The sequence below is a fragment of the Massilia sp. P2_C2 genome, from assembly GCF_056404615.1.
The window spans coordinates 1-14,703 of the sequence record NZ_JBFUDR010000150.1; the positions used below are offsets into that span (position 1 = coordinate 1).

Consider the following 14,703-nt stretch of genomic DNA (forward strand, 5'->3'; position numbering starts at 1 on the left):
GGCCGTGCCTCAGCCGGCCGCGCCTCAGCCGGCCACGCCTCAGCCGGCCGCGCCCAGCTCCAGCGTCATCCGGGCCTGCCAGGGCATTGCCTGCACGGATGCGGCCGGCAAAACGTTCAACGGCAGCGGCAATGCCGGCGTCGACAGCAAAGGCCGCGTGTGCGCCCGCACCGGAACGACGGTGCAGTGTTTTTGATGTCCGCATGGTATTTGCGGCAAATCCCCGCTACAATCCGCAAATTGACGTTTACGTAAACGTTAAGGACGGACTCGGCAGATCGACGACGAAAGGGAGAAAGATGGAAATCCAGAAGAATGTGTTCATCGTGACGGGCGGCGCGTCGGGCCTCGGTGCGGCCACCGCGCGCACGATCGTGGAAGCGGGCGGCAAGGTCGTGCTGGCCGACGTGCAGCAGGAAGCCGGTGCGGCACTGGCCGCCGAACTGGGCGCCGCTGTGGCGCGCTTCGTGAAATGCGACGTGACGTCGGAAGCGGATGGCCTGGCCGTCGTGGCGGCCGCGCGCGAGCTGGGCAGCCTGCGTGGCCTCGTCAACTGCGCCGGCGTCGCACCGGCCATCAAGACGGTCGGCAAGGAGGGCCCGCATCCGCTCGACGCGTTCCAGCGCGCCATCAACATCAATCTCGTCGGCACCTTCAACATGTGCCGCCTCGCCGCGGATGCGATGAGCCGGGAGGACGCGCTCGAGCACGGCGAGCGCGGCGTCATCATCAACACGGCGTCCGTCGCGGCGTTCGACGGCCAGATCGGCCAGGCCGCGTATGGCGCGTCGAAGGCCGGCGTCGCGGGCATGACGCTGCCGATGGCGCGCGACCTGGCGCGCAGCGGCATCCGCGTGATGACGATCGCCCCTGGCATCTTCGAGACCCCGATGCTGATGGGCATGCCGCAGGAGGTGCGCGATTCGCTGGGCAAGATGGTGCCGTTCCCGCCGCGCCTCGGCATGCCGCGCGAGTACGCCCACCTGGCGAAGACGATCATCGAGAACGTCATGTTAAACGGCGAGACGATCCGCCTGGACGGCGCCATTCGCATGCAGCCGAAGTGAAGCGGGCGGCCGGAGCGCTGCGCCGATTTCAGGTAGGATGCTCCGAGGTATCTGACGCGCGGCCGCGGTCGCGCGTTGTTTTTTCCGGAGAATCCATCGATGAAGTCGAAGTTCCTGCCTGTGAAGTTGCTGCCGATCGTGCTGGGCGCCGCGCTTGCCGCGCTGGCCCCGTCCCTCGTATCCCTACCGGTCCACGCGCAGGATGCCTCCGCGCTGCAGCGGTCCCCCGAGGCCGCCAGCGGCTACACGGAAAAGGCCGCCTGGACCGCCCGCAGCTACATGGTGGCGGCGGCCAATCCGCTGGCCGTCGAGGCGGGCTACGAGATGCTGAAGCAGGGCGGCACCGCGATCGACGCCGCGATCGCCACGCAGCTGGTGCTCACGCTCGTCGAGCCGCAATCGTCCGGCATCGGCGGCGGCGCCTTCCTGATGTACTACGACGGCAGGAAGGTGCAGGCCTATGATGGCCGCGAGACGGCGCCGGCCAAGGCAAACGAGCATTTGTTCCAGCATGCCGACGGCACGCCGATGTCGCGTACGGAAGRCATCGTCGGCGGCCGTTCGACGGGCGCACCCGGTGTGCTGCGCATGCTGGCGCTGGCGCACCGCCAGCATGGCAAGCTGGCGTGGAAGACCCTGTTCCAGCCGGCGATCCGGCTGTCCGAGCAGGGCTTCGCCGTGAGCCCGCGCCTGCATGGCCTGCTGGCCGGCGACCCGTACATCCGCAAGGACCCGACGGCGCGCGCCTACTTCTATGCGCCGGACGGCAACCCATGGCCCGTCGGCCACGTCCTGAAGAATCCCGAACTGGCGCGCACCCTGCGCGAACTCGCATCCGGCGGCGCCGACGTGTTCTATACCGGCCGCATCGCGCGCGACATCGAGGCGAAGGTCAAGAGCCATCCGAGCAATCCCGGCCTGCTCACGGCCGCCGACATCGCGGCCTACCGGCCGAAGCTGCGCGAGCCCGTCTGCAACGACTACCGCGCATACACGGTCTGCGGCATGCCGCCGCCATCGTCGGGCGGCATCGCCGTGGCGCAGATGCTCGGCATGTTCGAGACGCGCAACATGGCCGCGCTGGCGCCCGTCAACGGCATCCCGGGCGCCGACGCGGTGCACGTGTTCTCCGAAGTGGGCCGCCTCGCGTACGCCGACCGCGACCGCTACGCCGCCGATACCGACTTCGTTCCGCTGCCCGGCCGCGGCATCCCGGCGCTGCTCGACAAGCGTTACCTGGAGCAGCGCGCGAGCCTGGTCGGGCAGCGCTCGATGGGCAAGGCCCAGGCCGGCCATCCGCCCGGTGTCGAGATGGCCTGGAACTGGGGCCTGGACAATTCGATCGAGGCGCATTCGACGTCGCACGTCGTCGCCGTCGATCCGTACGGCGCCGGGCTGTCGATGACGACGAGCGTCGAGGACGCGTTCGGCTCGCGCCAAATGGTCGACGGCTTCATCCTGAACAACCAGCTGACGGACTTTTCGTTCGACTCGCGCGATGCGACCGGCCCGGTCGCCAACCGCGTCGAGCCCGGCAAGCGCCCGCGCAGCGCCATGAGCCCGACGATCGTCTTTGACAAAAAGTCGGGCCGTTTCGTCGAAGCCGTCGGTTCGCCGGGTGGTCCGTTGATCATCAATTACGTCGCCAAGGTCCTCGTCGGCACGCTCGACTGGGGCCTCGACATGCAGCAGGCCATCGACTTGCCCAATTTCGGCAGCCGCAACGGCCCGACCGAACTGGAAGCGGGACGGTTTCCGGCGTCCGAAATCGAGGCACTCATGGAGCGCGGTCATTCGGTGCGCATCGGCGAGCAGACGTCCGGCCTGCAGGGCATCGCCCGGATGGAAATCCATGGCGTACCGTTATGGTTCGGCGGCGCCGACCCGAGACGGGAAGGTGTGGCAAAAGGTGACTAAAAGTCGATTTTTGCGTTGACTGAGAAATAATTATTCCACTCAAAGTCGGCAGAGTTTGTTAATCTTGCCGTGTGGACATTGAACGTAAAACGGGGCTCATCCTCAGCGGTGGCGGCGCGCGCGCGGCCTACCAGGCTGGGGTCTTGCAGGCAATCTCCCGCATCCTGGGGGACGCGGGGTGGCCTGCTGCGCGCAATCCGTTCGCGATCATCTGCGGCACGTCGGCCGGCGCCCTCAACGCCGCCGGCCTGGCCTGCCGCGCCGACGATTTCGGCGACGCCGTCGAGCAACTGGCCGACGTCTGGGAAAGCATCGAGGTCGCGCAGGTGTACCGCGCGGATTCGCTCGGCGTGCTGCGTTCGGGCGCGCGCTGGCTGTCGATGCTGTCGTTCGGCTGGATGCTGCGCAGGCTGCACGCGTCGCCGCAGATGTCCCTGCTCGACAACACGCCGCTGTGCGGCCTGCTGCACCGCATGCTCGACCTGCCCCGGCTGGACAAGGCGCTCACGAGCGGTTGCCTGGATGCGTTCGCCGTCACCGCGTCGTCGTACAGCGGCGGCCAGCACGTGACGTTCTACCAGAGCGAGCGCGAAATCCTGCCGTGGCGGCGCCACCAGCGCGTCGCGCTCGCGGGGCAGATCGGCGTCGACCACCTGCTGGCGTCGAGCGCGCTGCCGTTCATCTTTCCGGCAGTGCCGCTGTACCTGGACGGCCACCTGGAATTCTGCGGCGACGGCTCGATGCGCCAGCTGGCGCCGATCGCGCCGGCGATCCACCTGGGCGCGCGCCGCGTACTGGTCGTGGGGGCGGGACGCATGAACGAGACCGTGCGCTACCTGCCGGAACACGTGCGCTATCCGAGCCTGGCGCAGATCGCGGGCCACGCGCTGTCGTCGATCTTCCTCGACAGCCTCGCAATGGACATCGAGCGCCTGCAGCGCATCAACGAGACCCTCACGATGCTGCCGGAGGAAGCGATGGCGAAGACGCCGCTGCGCCACGTCGAGCTGCTGGCGATCGTGCCGTCGGAGCGCCTGGACGACGTGGCTGCGCGCCACACGCACAACCTGCCGGCCCCCGTGCGTACGCTGCTCGGGGGGATCGGCGCGACCGAGCGGCGCGGCGCCGCGCTCGCGTCCTATCTGCTGTTCGAAGGGGCGTACACCCGTGAACTGATGGCGCTGGGCCAGCGCGACACCTATGCCCGGCGCAACGACGTACTGGAGTTTTTCGAAGCATGAAACGATGGCCCCTGCTGCTGATTGCGCTCCTGGCGCTGCCGATGATCCTGCTGTGGTCAGGGTGCGCCCAGGCCACGCCGACGCCGACCCTGCGCTTCGAGCACCTGTCGGTGGACGATGGCCTGGCGCAGGAGTCCGTGCTGTCCATCGTCCAGGACCCGGACGGCTTCATGTGGTTCGGCACGCAGTCCGGCCTGTCGCGCTACGACGGCTACCGCTTCACGAATTTCCGTAACGTCGTCGGCGATACGAAGACGCTCGTCAACAACTGGGTGCGCGTGCTGTACGTGGACCGCAAGGGCCGGCTGTGGATCGGTACGGACGGCGGCCTCGATCGCTACGAGCCGGCCACCGGCACGTTCACCCACTTCCTGCCGGACGAGCCGGCCAAGCGGGGCAACGGCAACCGCCACATCCGCGCCATCCTGGACGACGGCAAGGAGGGTCTGTGGCTGGCGACGGCCGACGGCCTGCAGCACTTCGACATCGCCACCGGCCGCTTCCAGACCTGGCACCACGTGCCGGGCGTGCCCGACAGCCTGGCGTCCGACAAGCTCACGGCGCTCGCGCGCGGGCGCGACGGCCGGCTGTGGATCGGCACCGCGTCCGGCCTGGACAGCCTCGATTCGCAGCACATGCATTTCCGCCACCACCCGTCGCCGCGCGGCGGCAAGTACGACTTCGTGCAGGCACTGATGGTCGATGCCGGCCAGGGACTGTGGGTCGGCAGCATGGGCGGCCTGGAGCGCCTGCTGCTCGGCCAGACGGGCGAGATGCGCACGTTCGGCCCGGAGGAGGGCATCGCGCCCGGCGAGATCAGCGTGCTGTACGAGGATGCCGAGCGCCAGGTCTGGGTCGGCTCGCACGACCGCGGCCTGTACCGCTGGCTGCCCGCGCAGGGCCGGTTCGAACGCCATCCGCACCGCATCACGGACGGCTACAGCGTCAGCGACAACCAGGTCACGGCGCTGTACGGCGACCGCGTGGGCACGTTCTGGGTCGGCACGTGGTACGGCGGCGTGTCGCGCGCGGACATGGGCAGCGGCGGCTTCGCGCGCATCGTGCGCGGCGACGACACGCCGATCGCGCTGGAAGACAATAAGGTGCGCGGCATCGCCGCCGACGGCACCGGCAAGCTGTGGCTCGGGACGAACGGCGGCCTGCACCTGTTCGATCCGGTGACGGGCGACGACCGCGCCTGGCGCCTGGCGCCCGTCGAGGCGGGAATCTCCGGCGACGCGATGGCGACGTCGGTGGCGCTCGGCCGCGACGGCAGCGTGTGGCTCGGCACGCGCAACGGCCTGGCGCACTTCGATCCGAAGACGCAGCACATGACGCGGCGCGTGCTGTCCCAGGACGACGTCGACGCCAACTACGTGCGCAACGTGCACGTCACGCGCGACGGCACCGTCTGGGTCGCGAGCCGCGGCGGCCTGCACCGCATCGACCCCAACGGCAAGCTGACGACGTACCAGCACGACCCGGCCGTGGGCGCGAGCCTGGCCGACAACATCGTGCGCCCGATGCTGGAAGACCGCCACGGCCGGTTCTGGGTCGGCACGTTCGACGGCCTCGACCTGCTCGATCGCGCGACCGGCAAGTTCCGCCACTTCCGCCACGATCCCGACGACCCGACCAGCCTCTCGCACGACGAGGTGCACTACCTGCTGGAAGACCGCAAGGGCGACCTGTGGGTGGGCACGGCCGTGGGCCTGAACCGCATGGTGTTCAGCGCCGACGGCACGCCGCACTTCCAGCGCTACACGGTGCGCGACGGCATGGCGGACGACGTCGTGGCCGCGATGCAGGAAGACCTCGACGGCTTCATCTGGGTGTCGAGCTCCAGCGGCCTGCACCGCCTCGACCCGGCCAGCGGCGCCTGGCGCAACTACAATTCGACGGACGGCACGATCGAGGGCGCCTATTTCGACGCCTCCGCGCTGCGCGTGGGCGACGGCACGCTTTACTTCGGCGGCAACAACGGCATTACGGCGTTCAATCCGCGCGCGCTGCACGACAACCTGATCGCGCCGCGCGCCGTCATCACGGGCCTGCAGATCTTCGGCCAGCCGTGGCAGGACGTGCGCCCGGGCATGCTGCCGGGCCCGATCGAACGCCTGTCCGGCATCACCCTGACGCCGCAGGACTCCGTATTTTCGCTGGAATTCTCGGCGCTGCACTTCGCGGCGCCGGGCCGCAACCGCTTCGCCTACCGCCTCRTCGGCTTCGACCAGGACTGGATCGGCGTCGACGCCGGCAAGCGCTTCGCCACCTACACGAACCTCGACCCGGGCAACTACACGTTCCAGGTGCGCGCGGCCAACAAGGATGGCGTCTGGAGCGACGCGGCCGCGACGCTGGAAGTGACGGTGCTGCCGCCGTACTGGAAGACCTGGTGGTTCCGCACGGTGGCCGTGCTGATCGTCCTTGGCTGCGGCTACGGCGCCTACCGCATCCGTGTGGACGTGCTGCGCCGCCAGAAGGCGATGCTGGAGTACCAGGTGAGCGCGCGCACGGAACGCATCGAGCAGCAGAACCGCCTGCTGGAACGCCAGACCGAGGAATTGCGCGAGCAGGAACGCCAGGTGCGGCGCCGCACGAACGAGCTGGCGCGCGCCAACGACGCGCTGCAGGAAAACGAGGAAAGGCTGTACCAGGCCAAGCAGCGCGCCGAGGACGCCACGCGCCAGAAATCCGAATTCCTCGCCAACATGAGCCACGAGATGCGCACGCCGCTGGCCGGCGTGATCGGCATGCTCGGCTTCGCGCTGCGCGACGCGGGCCTGGGGGAATCCACGCGCGAGCAGATCCTGCGCGGACAGGCCAATGCGCAGTCGCTGCTGGCGATCATCAACGACCTGCTCGATTTCTCCAAGATCGAGGCGGGCAAGCTCACGATCGAGAACATCGACTTCGCTCTCGACGAGACCATCGGGCACGTGGTCAAGCTGTTCGAGGAACAGGCCGGCGTGCACAGCGTCGGCTTCGCCGTGCACCTCGACCCCGACCTGCCGCGCTTCGTCGTGGGCGATCCGACGCGGCTGCGCCAGATCCTCGTCAACCTGGTCGGCAACGCCTTCAAGTTCACGGAAAGCGGGACCGTCACCGTGCGCGTCGAGCGCCGCCCCGAAGACCAGCACGACGGCGCCGGCCGCAACATGATCCGCTTCTCCGTGCAGGACACGGGCATCGGCATCGCCGCGGACGCGTTGCCGCGCCTGTTCCAGAAATTCGAGCAGGCCGACGCGACGACGACGCGGCGCTATGGCGGCACGGGGCTGGGCCTGGCGATCTGCCGCCAGCTCGTCGAACTGATGGGCGGTACGATCGGCGCGGCCAGCACGCCGGGCGTGGGCTCCACGTTCACGTTCGTGCTGCCGCTGGTGGATGGCGCGCCGCCGCCGCTCGTTTCCGACCAGCCGCGCGCGCCGCACACGCACCGCCTGCGCGTGCTGTGCGCGGAAGACTATCCCACCAACCAGATCATCGTGCGCATGATGCTGGAAGAACTCGGCCACCAGGTGGACGTCGTCGAGAACGGGCTGCTGGCCGTCGCCGCCTGCGCACGCACGCGCTACGACCTGATCCTGATGGACGGCCGCATGCCCGAGATGGACGGCGCCTCGGCCACCCGGCTGATCCGCGCCGGCGGCCCGCTGGCGGCACCCGTGCTCGACCAGCACCTGATGATCGTCGCGCTCACGGCCAACGTCAGCGAGGAAGACCGTACGCGCTACCTGGCCTGCGGCATGGATGCCTTCATCACCAAGCCGATCGACGACGCCCAGCTGCATTTCCACATCACGCGCGCCATCGAGCGCCAGCTGCAGCGCGGCATCGTGCTGCCCCCGATGCCGGCGCCGTCCGCGCGTACGCCGTCCACGGCGGAACTGGACGCCATGTTCGGCGTGCCCGCCGACGAGCCGCCGCCGCCGCCGGTGACGAGCCCGCGCGGGACCGAGTTGAAGGAGCGGCTGCGCAGCGCGTTCCTGGCCGACCTGCCGCGCCGTCGCGCCGAACTGGATGCGGCACTGACGGCGGGCGACCACGACACGGCCGGCCGCGTCCTGCACGGCATGAAGGGCAGCGCCGGCTACCTGGGCGAATCGGGCCTGCGCGAGCTGTGCGCGGAACTGGAGACGCTGGCCGACGCCGGCGAGATGGACGCCTTGCGCGCCGGCGTGCCGCGCCTTCTGGACCTGCTGGCCCGCTTCGAAGCGCAACCGGCCTGAATCGTGCGCATGTCAATATCTGTATAATTGCCATTTAACAATTATCACACGTGGGACGCGAATGAAGGTTTTGATAGTCGACGATGACGTGGTGTCGCGCATGATGCTCATGCACATGATCGACAGCACGGCGACCGGCACGTTCGACGTGCTGGAAGCGGAGGATGGAGAGGAAGCGTGGGCGCGGCTGACCGGCGGCGCCGATCCGGCGATCCTGTTCTGCGACCTGCGCATGCCGCGCCTGTCCGGGATGGAATTGCTGGCGCGCGTGAAGGCCGACGAGCGCTTCGCCGGCCTGCCGTTCGTCCTCGTATCGGCGGCCGGCGACGGCGCCACGATGGAGCAAGCCCTCGGCCTGGGCGCGGCCGGCTATATCGTCAAGCCATTCGACGGCGACCGCGTGGCCCATCACCTGGAGCGCCTGATGCAGGGTGCCGACGAACCGCCCGCGGCCACGCTGCGCCGCCTCGGCATCGACGCCTCGCGCCTGCTGCTGTATCTCGGCGGCCTGCAGCGCCAGCTGGTCAGCGCCGGCACGGACCTGGCGCAATTGCTGGCCGCGCGCCAGCTGGACGTCGCGCGCGCCCACCTCACGCGCCTGATCGAAGGGTGCCGCACCTTGGGCCTGCATGGCGCCGCGGCCGGCTTCGACGCCTTGCGCTCGGCGCCGGACGATGCGCGTCTCGCGCGCGAGCTGGAAGCGGCGCAGCGCGCCGTGCAGCGCCAGACGGATGCTACGCGGCAATTGACGATGTGATTCCGGCTGGAAATTGCAAAAAAATGTAGTAAATCACCCCTCCGCATGGCTACCGAATCCGGCATACTGATCCTTTGCCGTAGCCGGCATGCATCATCCCAAGGCAGAACGGCAAACGAACGGTAGGGTGGACGGCAAAGCCGTCCACCCTACGGCGTCTTTTTTGTCCACGCAGGGACCGCGCCAAGCGCGCGCCGTCCGTTTGGTGCTTGTCATTAAAATAGTCGACTTTGCACGGCAGCATAGACTGCCGCAAGCAGGCCAATGACCAGGGATTGCATGAGCGAGGACTATGAAGACCACGGTTACACCCAGCCTGACCTTCCTCACCGGCGGCGGCCAGATGGCGGCCCGTATCGCCGGCCACGACTGGCGCGCAACGCCGCTTGGACCCATCGAAGGCTGGCCGGCCGCCCTGCGCACGGCGCTGGGCCTGGCATTGAATTCCCGTTTTCCAACCTTGCTGTGCTGGGGCGGGGAGCTGACCAGTTTCCATAACGACGCCTACACGCCGCTGCTGGGCAACAAGACCGCGCTGGGCCTGCCGTTCCGCACGGTCTGGCCGGAAGTGTGGGACACGGTCGGGCCGATCGCCGCCAAGGCGTATGCGGGCGAGGCCAGCTACGCCGAGGACATGGAGGTAGCGATCGAGCGCCACGGCTACCCCGAACAATGCTGGTTCACGTTCTCGTGCAGCCCCGTGCGCGACGACGACGGCACCGTCGGGGGCATCCTGTGCACGGTGGTCGAGACGACGGGCAAGGTGCGCGCGCTGGCCGCGCTGCGCCGCAAGGAAGAGTCGCTGCGGCGGATGAACGAGGCGCTGACGCACCAGGTCGCGGCGCACGCGAGCGATCGCGACCGCCTGTGGCGCATCTCGCCGGACGTGATGGCCGTGGCGTCGCTGGCGACGGGCCGCTTCCTCACCGTGAACCCGGCGTTCACCGCGTGCTTCGGCTGGAGCGCCGAGGAAGCGACGACGCATCCCTTCATGGAGTTGGTGTACCCGGACGACCGCGACGACGTCCTGCAGAAGATGCAGATCCTGGCCGACGGCACGCCGCTCGTCGGCTACGAGACGCGGGTGCTGCACAAGGACGGTTCGTACCGCTGGGTCTCGTGGACGATCTCGCCGGAAGGCGAACTGCTGTACGGCGTGGCGCGCGACATCACGGCGGAAAAACACCAGGCCGACGCGCTGCGCCAGGCCGAGGAGGCGCTGCGCCAGTCGCAGAAGATGGAAGCCGTGGGCCAGCTGACGGGCGGCCTCGCGCACGACTTCAACAACATGCTGGCCGGCGTGACGGGCCACCTGGAACTGATGAAGCTGCGCCTGCGCATGGGTCAGACCGGCGACTTGCTGACGCGCATCGACGCCGCCCTCGGCGTGACGCAGCGCGCGGCCGCGCTGACGCACCGCCTGCTGGCATTCTCGCGCCGCCAGGCGCTCGACCCGAAGCCGACCAGCGTGAACGTGCTCGTGATGTCGATGACGGACCTGATCGAGCGCGCGGCCGGTCCGGCCATCGCCGTGCGCACGCGCCTGTCGGCCGCGTTGTGGACCACGTTGTGCGACCCGAACCAGCTCGAGAGCGCGCTGCTGAACCTCGCCAACAATGCGCGCGACGCCATGCCGGAAGGCGGCCTGCTCGTCATCGAGACCGAGAACATCACCTTGACCCCGGCCCAGGCGCGTCGCCACGGCGACCTGCGTCCCGGCGAATACGTGCAGGTGAGCGTGCGCGACAACGGCGCCGGCATGGCGCCCGATGTGGTGGCGCGCGCCTTCGACCCGTTCTTCACGACGAAGCCGATGGGGCAGGGCACGGGCCTGGGCCTGTCGATGGTGTACGGCTTCGCGCACCAGTCGGGCGGCAATGTGCGCATCGAATCGCGGCCGGGGCAGGGTACGGAAGTGCGCCTGCTGCTGCCGCGCCACCTCGTGGAGACGCCGCCGGCAGCCGGCCCGGACGTCGAGCCGCCGCTCGAAGCCGGCAGCCGCAAGGGTGTCGTGATGGTGGTCGACGACGAGGAAGACATCCGCGCCGTGATGAGCGAGGTGCTGGAACTGCAGGGCTATACGGTGCTCGTCGCGTGCGACGCGCCGCAGGCGCAGCGCCTCCTGAAGGACACGCGGCCGGACATGCTCGTGACGGACGTCGGCCTGCCGAACGGGATGAATGGCCGCCAGCTGGCCGACCACGTGCGCGTGCACTGGCCGCAACTGCCCGTGCTGATGGTGACCGGCTATGCGGAAAGCACGGTGATGAAGAACGAGAAGCTGCCCGCCCAGATGGAGATCCTGACCAAGCCGTTCGCGCTGAACGCGCTGGTGGACAAGGTCGGCGGCCTGCTCGCCGCCGCCTCATCCGGCGCGGAAGCGGGCCCGGAGACCCGAGAAATGGCCTGAGATGCGTGGCCTGAGATGCGTGGCTTGAAATGTCAGGCGCCATGCGGCGCCAGCGTCTTGCTGAACTGCGATACGCCGTTCAGGTCGATCAATTCCACCGTCAGCGCCTTCGTCGCCGCAGCTATCGTCACCTCGCCGAAGAACTGGTAGCCGGCCAGCGGCGACGCGCCGGCGCCGGGTGGCGCCTTTTGAAAGACGACGGTGGGACCGAAGGTCTTGTCCAGCACGTTCGGTCCGAACGATCCCGCGTTCATCGGGCCCGCGACGAATTCCCAGAACGGCGCGAAATCCGTGAACGCGGCATGCGCCGGGTCGTAGTAATGCGCGGCGCAGTAATGCACGTCGGCCGTGACCCACACGACGTTCGGGATGCCCTTGATGGCCTGCAGCAGGCGTGCGATCTCCAGTTCGCGTCCGCTCGGCACGCCATCATCGCCATTGGCCACGGCTTCCCATTTGTCGTTGCCCTGCGCCGTCGAGCAGGGGGCCGTAGGGAATCTGGCGGTAGACGCGCTGCGTCTCCGGCTGCTTGAACCAGCGCATCGGCGCATATTCGAGGAAGGCGCGTTGGCCCCGTGCCGCCAGCAGGGCCACGTTCCTTTCCGTGTAGCGCGCGTCGCCCGACAAATCCTTCGAGGCGCTGTAGTTGTTGGTCACCTCGTGGTCGTCCCACTGCCAGATCTGCGGCACCTGGGCCGCGAATTTGCGCAGGTTCGCGTCCATGAAGTTATAGGCCTGGCGGCCGCGGTATTCCTTCAGCGTCTCGGCGACCTTGCTCACTTCCTCGGTCACGAGATTGGTCCAGACGGCGCCGTTCTCGGCGGTCACCCTGGCCTGGATCGGAGCGTCGGCATAGATCGTGTCGCCGCTGTGGATGAAGAAGTCCGGATCGCGCCGGCGCATGGCTTCGTAGATCTTCATGCCGCCGAAGTCCGTATTGATGCCCCAGCCCTGGCCGGCGTTGTCGCCGCTCCAGTGGAAGCGCACGTTCTTCGTGCCGTCGGCCGGCGCCGTGCGGAACTGGCCGGTCGCAACCTCGCTCGCGCTGCGGCCATTGTCCGGATCGACGTAGCTGACGCGCACGAACATCGTCTGTCCGGCCGGCAGGTTGGCGAGATCGATGCGCGTGGTGAAATCCGTGGCGTCCGTCGCGGTGGGGCCGACGATCCGGCTGGCGTTGGTGAAGCGGTCCGTCGTGTCGTATTCGACGATCATGACCGCCGGGCGGTCGCTGCGGCTCCAGACGATGGCGCCGTCGGCCCCCACGTCACCGAACTGGATGCCCGACAGCAGTTTCGGGCGTCCGGCGGCGCTGGTGACGACGGCGGGCGCGGCGACGACCGGATCGGACGAACCGCACGCGCCCAGCAGCATGGAACCCGACAGCGAGCCGCCCGTGACGAGGAAGCGGCGGCGTGAAAACGAAGTACTCATGGTCTCTCCCGTGTGAACTCAGCGGGAGTGTAGGAGTACTTTGTTACACGATCATGAAGGGGATTTGACAAGTCATGGCGGTCACGCCGCCAGGCCGGTCCCCGGTTCGCGGTAGCGGTCGAAGTCGTCGGCCGTGACGAGCGCGCCGAATTGCACGGTGCGCGTGGCGATGTCGTGGTAGGCGCCCACGAGGCCCATCTCGCCGCGCGCGATACGCTCGCGCAGGAAGGCGCTGCCGTGGATGATCTCGGCCAGCGAGTTCTCGATGTTCCGGCGCGTCACCTGCTCGAGCAGCGCCTGGCCCGTGGGCGGATGCTGGGCGCCGCACTGGCATTCCTCGACGGCCTTGCGGATCTTGCCCGTGATCGAGCCGACGCTGTGGCCCGTTTCGTTCTGCAACGCGAGGCCGATCGCGCCGCAGCTGGAGTGCCCCTTCACGACGATCAGCTTGGCGCCCAGCTTGTGCGCGATTTCCAGGCTGCCGATGATCTCGCGGCTGATCACGTTGCCGGCGATGCGGACCGTCAGGAGGTCGCCGAGGCCGGCGTCGAAGATGATCTCCGGCGACGTGCGCGAATCGATGCAGTTGACGACGACGGCCATCGGGTGCTGGCCGGACGCGGTCRCCTCGACCTGGTGCAGATRGTATTTCTTCGTCGAGCGACCCGCGCGGAAGCGTTCGTTACCGTCGCGCAGCAGTTGCAGGACGTCCGCCGGGCGCAGTTTTTTCTGCGTATCCTTGTCGAGCGCGGGCATGAACTGGATCGGGTCGCTCAGGTTGTATTCGTCGCGCAGGCCGATGACGTTCAGCCGCACATTGCGCTCCGCCGCCACGACGCGGTAGTCGTCGATGATTTCCAGTACGTCGTTGTCGATGTAGTCCGTGTTGGCCGCGTCGATCAGCACGTTCGCATTCGCCGGGATGTCCCACAGCGCGCTCTTGATCGTCGCCTTGTTCAGGAACGACACCTGGTTCGGCAATTCCATCTTGATGACTTCACCGATGTGCAGGCGATACTGTTCCATCGAAAAGGGATTCCGGAAATTGCTGCGCATCAGGTAGAACAGGCTGGACGCGAGGCCGATCAGCACGCCCGTGAGCAGGTCCGTCAGCACGATGGCGGCCACGGTGACGACGAACGGCACGAATTGCGACCAGCCCTTCCTGTACATGTCGAGGAACAGCGAGACCTTGGCCAGCTTGTAGCCGGTGACGATGAGGATCGCGGCCAGCGCGGCCAGCGGAATCATGTTCAGCGCGGGCGCCAGCACGAGGACGCTGGCCAGCAGCAGCACGCCGTGGATCACGCTCGATGCCTTGGTGCGGTTGTCGTTCTGGACGTTGACGGAACTGCGCACGATGACGGACGTGACGGGCAGGCCGCCCAGCAGGCCGGCGCAGATATTGCCGAGACCCTGGGCGACGAGTTCCCGGTTCGGCGGCGTCTCGCGCTTGTGCGGGTCGACCTTGTCCACCGCTTCGACGTTCAGCAGCGTTTCCAGCGACGCGACGATGGCGATCGTGAAGCCGACGAGCCAGACGTCGTGATTCATGAAATGGGCGAGCTCCGGGAATCGCAGGTAAGAGCCCAGGTTGCCGATATCGACGGGCGGAATATCGACGAGGTGGGCCGGTTCGATACGC

At 68.0% G+C, this 14,703-nt stretch carries 7 protein-coding genes and 2 pseudogenes; 7 read left to right on the plus strand and 2 right to left on the minus strand.

From position 1 onward, the window contains the following. From AC1DYX_RS17615 to AC1DYX_RS17645, 7 genes and pseudogenes are all read left to right on the plus strand, one after another. Window positions 1-196: pseudogene (locus AC1DYX_RS17615) on the plus strand (hypothetical protein); the annotation flags it as partial. A 103-nt stretch (window positions 197-299) separates the two neighbouring features. Continuing rightward, on the plus strand, window positions 300-1,067 hold the full coding sequence (locus AC1DYX_RS17620; protein ID WP_477261100.1) for a 3-hydroxyacyl-CoA dehydrogenase: 768 nt from the start codon (window positions 300-302) through the stop codon (window positions 1,065-1,067). 99 nt (window positions 1,068-1,166) lie between these two features. Further along, window positions 1,167-2,984: a gamma-glutamyltransferase family protein gene (locus tag AC1DYX_RS17625; protein WP_477261102.1), complete on the plus strand. Its 1,818-nt coding sequence runs from the start codon at window positions 1,167-1,169 to the stop codon at window positions 2,982-2,984. A 71-nt stretch (window positions 2,985-3,055) separates the two neighbouring features. Then, entirely contained in the window at window positions 3,056-4,225 is a 1,170-nt protein-coding gene (locus AC1DYX_RS17630) for a patatin-like phospholipase family protein (protein WP_477261104.1), read from the plus strand. Then, window positions 4,222-8,457 carry a hybrid sensor histidine kinase/response regulator gene (locus AC1DYX_RS17635; RefSeq protein WP_477261106.1) on the plus strand — a complete coding sequence of 1,412 codons (4,236 nt, stop codon included), beginning with the start codon at window positions 4,222-4,224 and terminating at the stop codon, window positions 8,455-8,457. The genes AC1DYX_RS17630 and AC1DYX_RS17635 overlap by 4 nt, the downstream gene beginning before the upstream one ends. Before the next feature lie 61 nt (window positions 8,458-8,518). Beyond that, window positions 8,519-9,214: a response regulator gene (locus tag AC1DYX_RS17640; protein WP_477261108.1), complete on the plus strand. Its 696-nt coding sequence runs from the start codon at window positions 8,519-8,521 to the stop codon at window positions 9,212-9,214. Between the two features lie 292 nt (window positions 9,215-9,506). Further along, on the plus strand, window positions 9,507-11,624 hold the full coding sequence (locus AC1DYX_RS17645; RefSeq protein WP_477261110.1) for a hybrid sensor histidine kinase/response regulator: 2,118 nt from the start codon (window positions 9,507-9,509) through the stop codon (window positions 11,622-11,624). Between the two features lie 32 nt (window positions 11,625-11,656). Here the strand turns inward: AC1DYX_RS17645 and AC1DYX_RS17650 are convergent. Together AC1DYX_RS17650 and AC1DYX_RS17655 are read right to left on the minus strand one after the other, a co-directional pair. Beyond that, window positions 11,657-13,058, minus strand: a pseudogene (locus AC1DYX_RS17650) (alkaline phosphatase D family protein). Between the two features lie 81 nt (window positions 13,059-13,139). Further along, a partial coding sequence (locus AC1DYX_RS17655; RefSeq protein ID WP_477261112.1) for a bifunctional SulP family inorganic anion transporter/carbonic anhydrase occupies window positions 13,140-14,703 on the minus strand: 1,564 nt, incomplete at its 5' end.